12 protein-coding genes are annotated in these 14,257 nt (G+C 69.8%); 6 read left to right on the top strand and 6 right to left on the bottom strand.

Annotated features, from left to right (window positions below):
- Positions 1-12: 12 nt before the first annotated feature.
- A complete protein-coding gene (locus DQP57_RS04725; protein WP_112631894.1) occupies positions 13-699 on the top strand; it encodes a DUF5642 family protein in 687 nt (228 codons plus the stop codon).
- A gap of 27 nt (positions 700-726) precedes the next feature.
- Complete coding sequence (locus DQP57_RS04730) at positions 727-1,377, top strand: DUF5642 family protein (RefSeq protein WP_112631895.1); 651 nt, start codon at positions 727-729, stop codon at positions 1,375-1,377.
- Positions 1,378-1,383: 6 nt separating this feature from the next.
- Here DQP57_RS04730 and DQP57_RS04735 read toward each other — a convergent pair whose 3' ends face one another.
- A complete protein-coding gene (locus tag DQP57_RS04735; protein ID WP_205869038.1) occupies positions 1,384-1,980 on the bottom strand; it encodes an alpha-ketoglutarate-dependent dioxygenase AlkB in 597 nt (198 codons plus the stop codon).
- Between the two features lie 93 nt (positions 1,981-2,073).
- Here DQP57_RS04735 and arcA point away from each other — a divergent pair, with 93 nt between their 5' ends.
- Positions 2,074-3,285, top strand: coding sequence for an arginine deiminase (gene arcA, locus DQP57_RS04740; protein ID WP_112631897.1), 1,212 nt, complete (start codon positions 2,074-2,076; stop codon positions 3,283-3,285).
- A gap of 78 nt (positions 3,286-3,363) precedes the next feature.
- Here arcA and DQP57_RS04745 read toward each other — a convergent pair whose 3' ends face one another.
- On the bottom strand, positions 3,364-4,908 hold the full coding sequence (locus tag DQP57_RS04745; RefSeq protein WP_165821751.1) for a dolichyl-phosphate-mannose--protein mannosyltransferase: 1,545 nt from the start codon (positions 4,906-4,908) through the stop codon (positions 3,364-3,366).
- An 82-nt stretch (positions 4,909-4,990) separates the two neighbouring features.
- On the opposite strand from DQP57_RS04745, the gene rsmI reads away from it, so the two are divergent.
- A complete protein-coding gene (gene rsmI, locus DQP57_RS04750; protein WP_112631899.1) occupies positions 4,991-5,827 on the top strand; it encodes a 16S rRNA (cytidine(1402)-2'-O)-methyltransferase in 837 nt (278 codons plus the stop codon).
- Here rsmI and DQP57_RS04755 read toward each other — a convergent pair.
- The 3 genes from DQP57_RS04755 to DQP57_RS04765 form a co-directional block, all read right to left on the bottom strand.
- Positions 5,824-7,074, bottom strand: a complete 1,251-nt coding sequence (locus DQP57_RS04755) for an aminodeoxychorismate synthase component I (protein ID WP_112631900.1) — start codon at positions 7,072-7,074, stop codon at positions 5,824-5,826. The genes rsmI and DQP57_RS04755 overlap by 4 nt on opposite strands.
- Positions 7,075-7,206: 132 nt before the next feature.
- On the bottom strand, positions 7,207-8,118 hold the full coding sequence (locus DQP57_RS04760; protein WP_112631901.1) for an RNA polymerase sigma-70 factor: 912 nt from the start codon (positions 8,116-8,118) through the stop codon (positions 7,207-7,209).
- Entirely contained in the window at positions 8,115-9,299 is a 1,185-nt protein-coding gene (locus DQP57_RS04765) for an NAD(P)/FAD-dependent oxidoreductase (protein ID WP_112631902.1), read from the bottom strand. The genes DQP57_RS04760 and DQP57_RS04765 overlap by 4 nt, the downstream gene beginning before the upstream one ends.
- A 390-nt stretch (positions 9,300-9,689) precedes the next feature.
- Here DQP57_RS04765 and DQP57_RS04770 point away from each other — a divergent pair, with 390 nt between their 5' ends.
- Both DQP57_RS04770 and DQP57_RS04775 read left to right on the top strand, forming a co-directional pair.
- Positions 9,690-11,360, top strand: coding sequence for a hypothetical protein (locus tag DQP57_RS04770; RefSeq protein ID WP_112631998.1), 1,671 nt, complete (start codon positions 9,690-9,692; stop codon positions 11,358-11,360).
- Positions 11,361-11,569: 209 nt separating this feature from the next.
- Entirely contained in the window at positions 11,570-13,435 is a 1,866-nt protein-coding gene (locus tag DQP57_RS04775) for a putative bifunctional diguanylate cyclase/phosphodiesterase (RefSeq protein WP_112631903.1), read from the top strand.
- 7 nt (positions 13,436-13,442) lie between these two features.
- Here DQP57_RS04775 and DQP57_RS04780 read toward each other — a convergent pair whose 3' ends face one another.
- Positions 13,443-14,237, bottom strand: a complete 795-nt coding sequence (locus tag DQP57_RS04780) for an FkbM family methyltransferase (RefSeq protein ID WP_112631904.1) — start codon at positions 14,235-14,237, stop codon at positions 13,443-13,445.
- Positions 14,238-14,257: the final 20 nt, after the last annotated feature.

Raw genomic sequence — 14,257 nt, forward strand, 5'->3', positions numbered from 1 at the left:
TATCAACTCCTCATGCGGCCGTTCGGGATTGGCCCGGCGCTGACTACCGCGCTCACGTTGGCCGTCGCCGGGTGTGCTCATCCACCCGCGCCCAAACCCCCGGCCGTCCCGGCAAAGACGTCGACCAACAACGCTGCCGTCAATCCCGCCAACATCAAACGCGTGGTGCGCGACCTGCCGCCCGGTTACGAGGTGACCACCGGAATTCCCAGCGCGGCCTCCCCGCGGGTGATCTGGAGCCTGGGGGACGACCTGCAGGCCAAACCCGCCACGTGTGGGACGCTCGCCGACCCCGGGAACGGGCGCGACCAGTCGGCGCAGGGCATCTCGGCCTCCGGCAGCGGCGGGATCGTCAACGCGGTGGTGGTGGCTTTGCCGGGGCCGGTGGATTTCCCCGGCGAGTTGGTCACCGCGTGCGCCCAATGGTCGGAGACCGCCGGGAACACCGTGGTGCATGTCCACCTCATCGACGCGCCGCACGTCGAAGGTGTCCAAACCGTCGGCATGGTGGCCGACGTGAAGTCGTCGGTCGAGTCGGGCACCGAAATCGATTCGCACATCTACACTTTCACCGCCTACCTGGGCAATTACTACGCGTTCACCACGTTGACCACCGATCCGGGTTCAGCGCTTCCGGTGCTGCCACCGCAATTCGCCGCGGATCTGCTCGCCAAAACGGTGTCCACGTTGCGCAGCTGAGCTCCCGGCTTGGGTAGATTGGCCACGATGTCCAAGATGTTGCTCGCGGTCGCTGCCGTCTGCGTTTTGGCCGGCTGTTCATCGGCCACTCACCCGGCGAAGGTCGACATCAGCAAGGTGGTCGACGTGAAGTCCAGCTTCGGACCCGAGTACAAGGTCAGCGACATCAGCGAGCGGGGAATCGACCCCAAGTTCCTGGCCGGTCGCAAGCTGCCCGACGGGTTGACGTTCGACCCCGCGAACTGCGCGAAAGTGGCGGCCGGGCCCGACATGCCGGCCGATCTGCAGGGCAACATGTCCGCGGTCACCGCCGAGGGCCGCGGCAACCGGTTCGTGGTGATCGCGCTGGAGACCTCAAAAGCGTTGCCCCTCAACGACCCCGGAAAGGACTGCGCCAAGGTGACCTTCGCCGGCCCGCAGATGCGCGGCGGCGTCCAGGTGGTCGAGGCGCCGCAGATCGACAGCACCCGCACGCTGGGCGTGCATCGCGTCATGCAGGCGCTGACGCCGGGTGGCCCGCGCACCGGGGAGTTGTACGACTATTCGGCCGCATTCGGCGACTACCAGGTGATCGTCATCGCCAACCCGCTGGTGATTCCCGACCAGCCCGTGGCCCCGGTCGATACCCAACGCGCCCGCGACCTGCTCGTCAAAGCGGTGTCGGCGGTGCGCGCCTGACCGCGCCTAGCGCACGCCTCGCGGCCGGAACTGAATGCTGACCCGCGGACCCACCGAGGCCGTCGTCTTGGGCACGGCGTGCTCCCAGGTGCGTTGGCATGACCCGCCCATCACCAGCAGATCGCCGTGCGACTGCGGCAGCCGCAGCGAGGGGCCGCCGCCGCGACGGCGCATCGCGAAGGCGCGGGTGGCGCCCAGGCTGACGATCGCCACCATGGTGTCCTCGGTGCTGCTGCGGCCGATGGTGTCGCCATGCCAGGCGACGCTGTCCGAGCCGTTGCGATAGCAGCACAACCCCACCGTGGTGAAGGGTTCACCGAGTTCGCCGGCGTAGATGTCGTTGAGTCGGCGGCGCAGCCGGGCCAGCTCCGGATGCGGCGGCTCGTCGACGGCGAGGTCGTGAAAGCTCACCAGCCGCGGCACGTCGACCACCCGGTCGTACATCTGCCGGCGTTCCTCGCGCCAGGGCACCCTCGACAGCAGGTCCTCGAGCAGCTCGTCGGCATCGGTGAGCCAGCCCGCACGGATCTCGATGAACGCGCCGTCGCCAAGTTGTCGGCGCTCGGTGTGCTGGAACAGGGAGCCTTGAACCGCGATCTCCACGACGCCGAGTTTATCGCACATCCGTTCGATGGCGCGGCGCGCGCGGCGCGCGTGTGGCGGGACGGGGTGCCCCGGCGCCGCTACGGTTGAGCTGTGGGTGTTGTCGAGCTGGGCACCAATTCCGAGGTCGGCGCGCTGCGCGTGGTCATCCTGCACCGTCCCGGTGCCGAGCTGCTCCGGCTGAACCCGCGCAACGTCGACCAGCTGCTGTTCGACGGCCTGCCGTGGGTCGCCCGCGCGCAAGACGAGCATGACCGGTTCGCCGCGCTGTTGCGGTCGCGCGGTATCGAGGTGCTGCTGCTGTCGGATCTGCTCACCGAGGCGCTGACGCACAGCGGAGCCGCGCGGATGCAGGGCGTCGCGGCCGCCGTCGACGCGCGACGGCTCGGAGTGCCGTTGGCGCAAGAACTTTCGGCATACCTGCGGGGGCTCGAGCCGGCCCGACTGGCCCAGGTGCTGATGGCAGGCATGACGTTCAACGAGTTGCCGGCGGACACCCGGACCGACGTGTCGCTGGTGCTGCGCATGCACCACGGCGGCGATTTCGTCATCGAGCCGCTGCCCAACCTGGTGTTCACCCGCGACTCGTCGATCTGGATCGGACGGCGGGTGGTGATTCCGACGCTGGCGCTGCGCGCCCGCGGCCGCGAGGCCTCGCTGACCGACCTCATCTACGCCCACCACCCGCGGTTCACCGGCGTGCGCCGCGCCTACGAGTCGCGCACCGCGCCCGTCGAGGGCGGTGACGTGCTGCTGCTGGCGCCCGGCGTCGTCGCCGTCGGGGTGGGGGAGCGGACCACCCCCGCCGGCGCGGAAGCGTTGGCGCGCAGCCTGTTTGACGACGACCTGGCGAACACCGTGCTCGCGGTGCCGATCGCTCAGCGGCGCGCCCAGATGCATCTGGACACGGTGTGCACGATGGTCGACACCGACACCGTGGTGATGTACGCCAACATCGTCGACTCGCTGTCGGCGTTCACGATTGCGCGCACCCCCGACGGCGTCGCGATCAGCGACGAGGCCCCGTTCCTGGAGGCCGCGGCCAAGGCGATGGAAATCGACAAGCTGCGGGTCATCGACACCGGGCTGGATCCCGTCGTCGCCGAACGCGAACAGTGGGACGACGGCAACAACACGCTGGCGCTGGCGCCCGGTGTGGTGGTCGCCTATGAGCGCAACGCGCAGACCAACACTCGCTTGCAGGACGCCGGCATCGAGGTGTTGACCATCGCCGGATCCGAATTGGGCACCGGCCGCGGCGGTCCCCGGTGCATGTCCTGCCCGGTCGCCCGCGACCTGTTGTAGGTAGCGCGCCGAGATTGCCGCCATGGTCGTGATCGGGGCCAAAGCACAGCCCTCATGGCAATCTCGGCGCAATGAGCGCTAGCGCCAGCTGGGCAGCCAGATCTCCATGTTCCACGTCTGCTGCGAAATCGGCAGGCCGGTGAGCACCGGGAACAGCCACGCGAAATTGGTCACCACCAATGCCACGTACGCGCACACGGCGATCAACGCCAGCGTGCGTCGCTCCGAATTCGCCTCCAGCTGCAGCCGCAGCCGCCGGGGCGGCGCGCCGGGCGTATAGAGAACGTCGCCGCAAATCAGCGCGATGGCCATCACCAGGAACGGCGCCATGGTCGCCGCGTAGAAGAAGTACATCTGCCGATCGATGTCGGCGAACCACGGCAGCCAGCCCGCACAGTAGCCGACGAGCACCGCGGCGTACCGCCAGTCGCGGCGAACCAGCATGCGCCACAACGCGAAAACCAGGACCGGCACCGCCAGCCACCACATCGCCGGAGTGCCCACCAGCATCTCGGCCTTTACGCACGACTGGGCGCCGCACCCGGGGACGTTCTGCTCGTCGATGGCGTAGAGCACCGGGCGCAACGACATCGGCCAGCTCCACGGTTTCGATTCCCACGGGTGGTAGTTGCCCGCGGAATTCGTTAAGCCGGCGTGGAATTGAAACGCCTTGGCGGTGTAGTGCCACAGCGATCGGATGGCGTCGGGCAACGGCACCAGCGAATGTGGTCCGATCGTCTGGCCGACCTCGTGCCGGTCGATGGCGGTCTCGGAGGCGAACCAGGGTGCATAGCTGGCCAGATACACCAACACCGGGACGACGCCCAGCGCATACGCGGTGGGGGCGAGGTCGCGGCGCAAGGTCCCCAGCCAGGGCCGGGTGACCTGATACTGGCGCCGCGCGGCCACGTCGAAGGCCAGCGACATGGCCCCGAAGAACAGCACGAAGTACAGGCCGGACCACTTTGTGCCGCAAGCCAATCCGAGCAGTACCCCGGCGCCGAACCGCCACCAGCGCACGCCCAGCCGCGGGCCCCACACCGTGTCGGCGTTGCGACCCTGCTGCAGCGCGATGTGCATCCGTTGCCGCACCTGGTCGCGATCGACGATCAGCGCGCCGAACGCCGCGACCACGAAGAAGGTGAGTATGCCGTCGAGCAGGGCGGTCCGCGAGGCGACGAAGCTGACGCCGTCGCAGATCACCAGCACGCCGGCGATCGCGCCGACCAACGTCGAGCGGCTGATCCGCCGCACGATCCGCAGCACCAGCGTGACCATCACCACGCCGAGCAGCGCTCCGGTGAATCGCCAGCCGATGCCGCTGTAGCCGAAGACGGCCTCGCCCAGGGCGATCAGTTGCTTGCCGACCGGCGGGTGCACCACCAGGCCGAACCCGGGGTTGTCCTCCACGCCGTGGTTGTGCAGCACCTGCCAGGCCTGCGGGGCGTAGTGCTTCTCGTCGAAGACGGGGGTGCCGCCGTCGGTGGGTGAGCCCAGGTTGAGGAAGCGGGTGATCGCCGCCACCAGCGTGATGATGCCGGTCACCACCCAGCCGCGGACCTGATCGGTCGGGCCGAAATCGGCCACGGGCACCAGCGGTCCGGGACTGACGACGGGCACCACGCGTTCCGTCACGGCACCCTCGACGTTCAGGGGGGATTCGCGGGGCGGGGCAGTCATCGGTGTCGATCGTAGGCTGTCGGTCATGACCACCGGCCGCCTGTTGCTGGGCGCGACCCCGCTGGGCCAGCCGTCGGATGCCTCGCCCCGCCTGCTCGACGCCTTGGCCCGAGCCGACGTGGTGGCCGCCGAGGACACCCGGCGGGTGCGCACCCTAGCCAAGGCCCTCGATGTGCGGATCACCGGCCGGGTGATCAGCATGTTCGACCAGGTCGAGAGCTCCCGGGTGGAGTCGGTGATCGAGGCGATCCGCGCGGGCGCGACGGTGCTGGTGGTCAGCGACGCCGGGATGCCGCTGATCAGCGACCCCGGCTATCGGTTGGTGACGGCCTGTGTGGAGGCCGGCCTGCCGGTGCGATGCCTGCCGGGGCCGTCGGCGGTGACGACCGCGCTGGCCGTGTCCGGTCTGCCGGCCGAGAAGTTCTGCTTCGAGGGGTTCGCGCCGCGCAAGAAGGCGGCGCGGCGGGCGTGGCTGGATTCACTGGCCGACGAGCGGCGCACCTGCGTGTTCTTCGAATCCCCGCGGCGGTTGGCGGCGTGCCTGCAGGACGCCGTCGAGCGGCTCGGCGGCGCACGCCGGGTGGCGATCTGCCGGGAGCTGACCAAGGTGCACGAGGAAGTGGTGCGCGGCTCGCTCGACGAGCTGGCGGCCTGGGCGGCCGACGGGGTGCTCGGTGAAATCACGGTGGTGCTGGCCGGCGCCACCCCGCGCGCCGACCTGCCTTCGCTGGTCGCCGAGGTCGAGGAGCTCATCGCCGGCGGCGCCCGCATCAAGGACGCCTGCGGCGAGGTGGCCGGCGGGTATCCGGGGGTCCGGTCGCGCCAGCTCTACGACGCGGTGCTGCGGTCCCGCCGCGACTAGCCCGCCGCGCTCGCGGCCGCGATCGACGGCAGCCCGACGATGGGCGATGCCTTGTGCAGGCATTCGGCCCATTCGGCGTCGGGGTCGGAGTCGGCGGTGATCCCGCCGCCGACGCCTAGCACCGCCCCACCCGCGGCGTCGAATTCGACGGTGCGAATCGCCACGTTCAGCTCGCATCCGGCCACGGGTGAGGCCAATCCGATTGTGCCGCAATATATTCCACGACGATTGGGCTCCCACTGTGAGAGCAGTTGGCGGGCGCGGTGTTTGGGGGTCCCGGTGACCGAGGCCGGCGGGAAGGTGGCGTCCAGCAGCGCCGAGGTGGGCAGTTCGGTGGGGACCTGCGCGGACACCGTCGAGACCAGGTGCCACACGCCGGGGGCCCGGCGCACCACCAACAATTCCGGCACGGTCACGGTGCCGACGATCGCCACCCGGCCCAGGTCGTTGCGGACGAGGTCCACGATCATGATGTTCTCGGCGACCTCTTTGGCCGACGCGCGCAGCGCCGACGGCCACGCGTCCAGCGGCAGCGTGCCCTTGATCGGGCTGGACGTCACCGTCGTCCCGCGCCGCCGCAGGAACAGCTCCGGGGACAGCGACGCCACCGCACCCCAGGCGCCGGCGACGTAGGCCGCCCGCGCCGGGGAGGTGCGCGCGACGCCGTCGATGAAGAAGTCCAGCGGGGCGCCGGTGACGGCGCCGGCGAACTGTGTGCACACGCAGGCCTGGTACACCTCGCCGGCGCGGATCGCCTCCAGGCAGGCCAGCACGCCGTCGCGGTGCGCCGCCCGGTCGGCGCTGCCCCAGTCGATGTGACAGTCGCGCGGCGGGGCTTTCGGTGTGGTCAGGGCGGTCGACAGCCACTCCGGCATCGGCGCACCGGAGAGGCTCTCGTACCACCAGTGGCCGTCGCGGTCGCGACGCAGCACGCAGTCGGTCCAGCCGCCAGCGGCCTCGGGAACGCGATGGGGCCGGGCGTCCGCGCCGGCATCGGGATACGACAGGTAGCCGATCCAGCCGCCGCCCACCGCGCGCGGCTCGGGCGTCCGCGACACCGGGACCGCGAAGACGTCGTCGGCACGCACCGGGCGCACCGACAGGCTCGGGGCGATCACTGCCAGCGCGCCGAACCACTCACCGGTCAGCGCGGCGGGCGGGGGTAGGCCGAGCCGGCTGGTGGCGTCACCTACCGCGCGCAGCACCTGGGGTGCGGCGCCAAGATCGCCGAGCCGGTCGATGCGCACAGCTCTAGCTTGTCAGAGCGGCGGCGTTTCGCACCCCCGGCGTCGGCGCGCTGGTCGGATGGCGGCGACCCGTCCCCCGCAAGCGGGAGGTGCCCCGGCGCCCGGCCTATACCGCGTTTGCGATCGTCGCGGTCAGCCGCGGCTGATGTCGCGGGCGGTGGCCAGCGCCGCCAGCTTCTGCGGATTGCGCATCACATAGAAGTTGGTGATCTTGTCCGCGACGATCTCGACCGTGATGACGCCTTCGAGCCGGTCGCCGAGGTAGAGCAGCACCGCCGGGGCGCTGTTGCAGGTCACCATCTCCACCCGCATGGCGCCCATGGTCGCGGCCCGGCGGATCAGGCCGGCGATGGCCCTGGCCACCTTCTCGGCGCCGACCACCGGCCGGCGGGCGGCGCTGACCACACCGCCGCTGTCGGCCGTCCAGGTGGCGTCCGGGGCGAGCATGGTCATCAGCGCATCCACATCGCCACCGGCCGCAGTGGCCAGGAACTGCGCGGTGATCTCGGCGTTGCGTTCCGGATCCACCGTGTCGAATCGCTTCCGCCGGGCGCGCACGTGTTCGCGCGCCCGGTGGGCGACCTGCCGGACGGTGGGGGCCGGCCGCCCCACCGCCTCGGCGATCTCGCCGTAGTCGAAACCGAACACCTCGCGCAGCACGAACACGGCCCGCTCGTCGGGGCTCAACGTCTCCAGCAGCACCAGCATCGCCATCGAAATCGACTCCGCCAGAACGACATCGGCCGCGGGGTCCTGCTCATCGAGCAGCAGCGGCTCGGGCAGCCACGGCCCCACGTAGTCCTCGCGCCGGCGGGCACCGGCCCGCAGCGAGTTCAGCGCCTGGCGGGTGACCAGCTGGGCCAGATACGACTTGGTGTCGCGCACCGTCGCCAAGTCGACCGCCGCCCACCGCAGATAGCTGTCCTGCAAGACGTCGTCGGCCTCGGTCGCCGAGCCCAGCATCTCGTAGGCGATGGTGAACAGCAGTGGCCGCAGCAGGGTGAACCGTTCGACGTGCTCGCTGCCGGCCGGTGCCTGCGTCATCGCGCGGTGACCTCCTCGGCGGGTGACTGCGCGGGCCGCTTGCCGCCCTTGATCCAGCGGTACGAACCGGGCTTGGCGGCCTCGCGCCGGATCGACCACAGCGTGCCCTTGCAGATCGCTTCCTTGAGCGACGCCGCCGCCCCGCCGCCGAGGAACATGTTCACCGGGGTGTCGTCGGTGCGGGCCATCTGGAAGGTGGCGTGCGTGCGGCCCAGGCTGATGCACTGCCCGACGAACGCCTGGCTCAGCGCCGCGGGGACCTCGCCGGCAATCCGGCTGAGCACGGTGTTGGCGGCCTGGGCGCCCAGCGGGCCGGCGGCCTGGCAGCTCATCCGCAACGGCTGACCCGATGGCGCGGCGGCGTCACCCGCGGCGACGATGCGCTCGTCGTCGATGCTGGTCAGCGTCTCGTCGGTGAGCAGCCGGCCCATCGGGTCGGTGTGCAGCCCGCTGCGCGTGGCAAGGTCCGGCACGGCGAATCCGGCCGTCCAGATCGTCGCCGCGCTGGGCAGCACCACGCCGTCGGTGAGCACCACCGCATCCCAGCGCACCTCTTCCACCGCGACCGACTCGAGCACGTTGACGCCCAGGCGCCCTAGCCGCTTGGCCACCGACCGCCGGCCCCGCTTGCTCAGCGACGGACCGAGGACCGGGCCGCACACCAGGGTCACCGGGCGCCCGCCCTCGGCCAGCTCGGAGGCGGTCTCGATGCCGGTCAACCCGCCGCCGACCACCGTGATGGGCGCGGGCAGCGGCAGATCGGTGAGCGCATAGTGCAAGCGCTGCGCGCTTTCCAGGTCGGCGACCGAATGCGCGTATTCGGCAACGCCTGGCGCCGCCGATGCGACCGCGCCCGTGCTTCCCACCGCGTAGATCAGGTAGTCGTAGTCCAGCTCGGCGCCCGAGGTCAGCAGGACCCGCCGGTCGGCGGCCTCGATGACCTCGACGCTGTCGACGACCAACCGGATCCCCTCGCCGAGCAGCGTCGCGTAATCGGCGGTCGCCGTGCCGGTGTCGGCAACCAGCTGGTGCAACCGGATCCGCTCGACGAAGACCGGGCGGGGGTTGACCACGGTGATGTCGATGTCCGGGCGCTGGCGCAGATGGTTAGCCGCCAGCGTGCCGGCGTATCCGGCGCCGACAACGACGACATGGGTTCTTGCGGGGGCCGACTCGGTCATGACTGTCTCCTGTTCGTGAGGACCTGTGCCCTTGAGACACCGCAGACCCGACGAGCGTGACAGGTGCGCCCGCAATTGTGACCCGTCTCACTGCGCGCCCATCGGCGCGACCGGTCAAGTGCCGGCCGCACCCCCGCTGAGCTGCGGCGAAGCCATGCCGAAACGCGCGTGATACGCTGCGCTACGCCAATTCATGGCCTGCCCCGGGCCGATGCACGCACCACTGCAACGCGCGAAATGGGGCCACTTGCACGCGCATCGGTGCGTATTGGGAGAAGCAACCTTGACGACGACCTTCGCTGTGACTGGGCCTTGCGCCGCGCCGGCATCGGCGCAGTCGCGCAGCCCTCGCGGGCCGTTGTCGTCGGGCGCGATCTGACGCCGGTGGCCATCGTGTGCTCCTTGAGGAAACGCGTGCTGGCGGCTGTCGCGTGCGCGGCGGTGGTGCTCGGCGGCTGCGGCGATAAGAGCGACCCCGGACCGCTGTCGGCGATGGTCAGTCCGGCGATCCCGCCCACCGCCCAGGAGATCCCCAACCCGCTGCGCGGACAATACGAGCAGATGCTCAATCCGCTTTTCCCGCAAGGAAATTCGGCTCAACAGCGATATTCTGCGTGGCCGGCGTCGTACGACGCCAGCCTGCGCGTCTCGTGGCGGCAGCTGCAGCCCGTCGATCCGCGCACGCTGCCCCCCGATGCGCCCGACGACCGCAAGTTCGATTTCAGCGCCATCGACGACGCCCTGGCCAAGCTCGGTAGCCGGAACATGCGCCTGACCCTGGGCGTGTACGTCTACAAGTCCTGCTGCAACGACGCGTATCCGGACAACACCAACATCGCGATTCCGGACTGGCTGCGCCCCTCGGCCGCCAGTTACCCCGCGCCGGCGAACGGTTCGGCCCCGGGCGTCACCCATGTGGTGCCGAACTTCAACGACCCCGACTACCTCAACGGCGTCGGTCAGCTGCTGGCCGCGCTGGGCCGCCGCTACGACGGCGACGAGCGCCTGGCCGTGTTCGAGTTCTCCGGGTACGGGGACTTCGGCGAGAACCAACTCGGGTATCTGCGCGATGCGCTGAGCGCACCGGGCCCCACCCCCGACGAGAGCGCCGCAAAGCTGGGGTATTACAGCCAGTTTCGCGACCAGAGCATCACCAAGGCGTCCATCGCGCAATTGGTGGCGGCGAACGTCAACGCCTTTCCGCACACCCAACTGGTCGTCGCCCCGCAGAATCCGGAGATCGTCCGCGAACTGTTCGCCGACGACGTCACCAAGAAATTGGTCGCGCCGGTCGGCATCCGCGCGGACTGCCTCGGCGTGCAGGCGCCCCTGCCGGAGTGGGCCGAGGCCAACGACTCACACTACGTCCGCTCCAGCGACGCGGTCGTCAACGCGATCAAACAGCGGCTGATGACGGCGCTGGTGGTCAGCCAGTGGTGCCGGTTGCCGAGCGGAGCCGACGCCCGGCCGTATTACGAGAAGGGCCTGCACGACGTCATCCGGTATCACGTGTCGATGACGTCGAGCGCCGATTTCCCGGACCGCGACGCGACGTCGGCGATGGATCCCAAGCTGTTCCAGGTATGGGCCCAGGCCAATACCGCTGCCGGCTACCGGTATTCGGTCGAGGCGAAGCCGGGATCGCAATCGATCCAGGGCAAGGTGGCAACCATCTCGGTGGCGTGGACCAACTACGGCTCGGCGGCGGCCACCGAACGCTGGGTGCCCGGCTACAAGCTGGTGGACTTCTCCGGCGCGGTGGTTCGCAGCCTGCCGGCGACGGTCAATCTCAAGACGCTGGTGCACGACGAGTCCAGCCAGTCCCGCGAGGAACCGGTGCCCGAGTCGGCCACCGAATCGGTGCACGTGGACGTGGCGGGCCTGGCGCCCGGTCACTACACGCTGCGCGCCTCGGTCGAATGGCAACAGCACACGCCGGGCGCCTCACACGTGGTCAATTACGCGCCCATGGCCCTGGCCCGCGACGGGCGCGACGGCTCCGGGCTGTACCCGATTGCCACCCTCGACATCCCCAGCGACGCGGCCTCAGCAAACGGCTAGTGGCGCGTCCCGGCGCCGGCCACGCACCGCCCGCCGGCAGCTCGTCGTAAGTCCTGATCGACGCGAATCTGCGTGATACCGTTTCCGGACGGATTCCGGCCGCGCCGCCGCGCGGCTGGACATGCAACCAGCAAACAACCGAGCGAACTCTCGGACCCCGTCGACGGGTATTTCGATGGGGTCGCCGTGTGCCCCGTATCGGAGGACCCGTGCCGCGCAGCCTGGACCTGGTGGTCACCTCCGTCGCCACCCAGCTGATGGAGGCCACGGCGTCCACGGCGACCCGGGTCAGCGAAAACGTTCTCGCCCAGCTCGTCGAGCAATTCGACGTGGACGCCAGCTTCCTGCGCCACCACGACCACGACGCCGCCGCCGCGGTGTTGGTGGCCGAGTGGCCGCGACGACCCGACGCCGCCGGCCCCGATCCGATGGCCGATCTCGAGTGGGACGGCGCCGAGTCGGCGCTCGCCCAATGCGAGCGCCTCAGGAAACCGGTGGTGACCCGGCCCGACCAGGCCGACGGCTGGCTTCGCCGCTTGATCAACCGGGGCGCGGCACCGGTCACCCCCTCGCTGGCCGTCGCGCCGCTGGTATCCGGCGACGCGACCACCGGCGTGCTCGGCTTCGTCAAGTTCGGCACCCGCAGGTGGAAGCAGGACGAGATCAACACGCTCGAGGCCGTCGCCGCCCTGTTCGCTCAGCTGCAGGCGCGCATCGTCGCCGAAGAACGGCTCCGCTATCTCGCCGAACACGACGACCTGACCGGCGTCTACAACCGGCGAGCGCTGGTCGCACACCTGACCGACCGGCTCGCGGCCGGAAGCCCCGGGCCCGTCGCGGTCTTCTACCTCGACCTCGACCGGCTCAAGCCCATCAACGATTACCTCGGCCACACCGCGGGCGACTGGTTCATCACGATGTTCGCCCAACGCATCGAGGAGTGCGCCGGAGGCCAGAGCATGATCGCCCGGCTGGGCGGCGACGAGTTCGTGGTCATCCCGGACCGCCCGATGTCGTCGGAGGACGCCGAGGCGTTCGCGCGTCGCCTGTCGGCGATGCTGTGCGACCGATTGACCATCGGTGGCCACGTGATCAGCCGGACCGTCAGCATCGGGCTGGCGATGGGTGCGCCGGGGAACGACAACTGCGCCGATCTGCTGCGCCGGGCCGACGAGGCCGTGCTGACGGCCAAGCGCGCCGGCGGCAACCAGACCGCGGTGTCCACCGATGACATGTCGCTGAAACGGGCCTTCCGCAACGACATCGAGCTGCACCTGCAGGGCGATATCGAAAGCGAAGGCCTGGTCCTGCACTACCTGCCCGAGGTCGACCTGTGGACCGGCGCCATCGTGGGCGCCGAGGCGCTGGTGCGGTGGCGCCATCCGATCTGGGGGTTGCTGCTGCCCGACGCCTTCATCGGGGTCGCCGAATCGACGAACCTGGCCGCGGAGTTGGGCGGCTGGGTCATGCGCAGCGCGTGCGCCGAGTTCAGCCGGTGGCGCGCCAACGGAGTGGGCCAAGGCGCCATGTTGCGCATCAACGTGTCGCCCATTCAGCTGATCAGCCGCGGTTTCGTGCAAGGCGTTGCCGACACCATCGGTGAGTTCGGGATCGATGCCGAGTCGGTGTGCCTGGAGATCACCGAGCGCGCGGTGGTGCACGACATCGACACCACGCGAAAGACCTTGGCGGAGCTCAAGGACGTGGGCGTGCAGATCGCCATCGACGACTTCGGCACCGGTTACGCCGTCCTGTCGCACCTGAAGTCGCTGCCGGTCGACATGCTCAAGATCGATGCCGGCTTCGTGCGTGACGTGGGCACCGACGCCGGTGACCTGGCCATCGTGCGCGCGATCATCGGGCTCGCCGAGGCGTTCGGCCTCGAAGTGGTCGCCGAAGGCGTCGAGACACCCGCTGCCGCACTGACTTTGATGCAACACGGGTGCCACCGGGCGCAGGGCTTCCTGCTGTCGCGGCCCATCCCCGGCGACGCGATGGAAGCGCTGCTGTCCGCGCGGTGGATGCCGATGCCGTTTCTCGCCGATCGCGAGTCATCGTCGTTGGGTTCGCTCTAGCAGTCGCTCAGCGGGTTTCGGGTACGAAGACGAAGTTGTTGACGTAGACGCCGTGGGCCGCCCAGCCGTCTTCCCGGCTGCCGACGTTGGCCGGATCCTGATGCCGGGCCGGGTCGAACTCGTCGATGGGTCGCCGAGCGCCGTCGACGTCGAAGTAACCTGCGTAGCCGAGCCCGGTCAGCAGCCTGGTAATCTCGCCGACCGCGTTGGGGTGATGGCGTTCCTCGGCCTCCACCACGATCGCCGGGCGGTGCCGTGTGAGTGTCGCTGTGGCGCCGCGCAACACGGCAAGCTCGTGACCTTCGACGTCGATCTTGATCAGGCCGACGTCGGACAGGGGCAGGTCGTCGAGGCGACGGACCGGCACGTCGATGCTCTGGATGGTGCCGTCGTTCACGTCGCCCAGCGCGTTGCCGGCCTCGACCGTGCTGCGGCCCGGCTCGGAGGCGACCACCCGCATGGTCATCACGCCGGGTTCGTCGGACAGGGCCACCGCTTCCACTTGCACCGCGGCGCCGACCGCGTCGAACATCGCTGCCAGATCCCCGGCCTGGGTCGGCCGGGGTTCGAACGCGATCACCGACCGCGACGACGCCAGCATCGCGATCGTGAACTCGCCGAGATCCGCTCCGATGTCCAACGAGACCCGGTGGGGATCGCACAACGAGGCCACCAGCTGGATGTCCGGGCGGGACTGCCCCAGGTCTTGCAGGATGCGAAATTTGCGCCGCCAGAACCGGCGCGGTGCGAGTCTTTTGGCCGCAGGCGCGAGCCAATGTTTGACCGAGCGTGCGACAGCCACCTGCGATGATCTCCTGCCCG

This window comes from Mycobacterium colombiense (assembly GCF_003284935.1).
GTDB lineage: Bacteria > Actinomycetota > Actinomycetes > Mycobacteriales > Mycobacteriaceae > Mycobacterium > Mycobacterium arosiense_A.

Excerpts from the sequence above, each read along its gene's own strand:
- rsmI (WP_112631899.1), top strand. The coding sequence starts at position 4,991 with ATGACCACCGGCCGCCTGTTGCTGGGCGCGACCCCGCTGGGCCAGCCG.
- DQP57_RS04730 (WP_112631895.1), top strand. The coding sequence starts at position 727 with ATGTCCAAGATGTTGCTCGCGGTCGCTGCCGTCTGCGTTTTGGCCGGC.
- DQP57_RS04725 (WP_112631894.1), top strand. The coding sequence starts at position 13 with ATGCGGCCGTTCGGGATTGGCCCGGCGCTGACTACCGCGCTCACGTTG.
- DQP57_RS04765 (WP_112631902.1), bottom strand. The coding sequence starts at position 9,299 with ATGACCGAGTCGGCCCCCGCAAGAACCCATGTCGTCGTTGTCGGCGCC.
- DQP57_RS04760 (WP_112631901.1), bottom strand. The coding sequence starts at position 8,118 with ATGACGCAGGCACCGGCCGGCAGCGAGCACGTCGAACGGTTCACCCTG.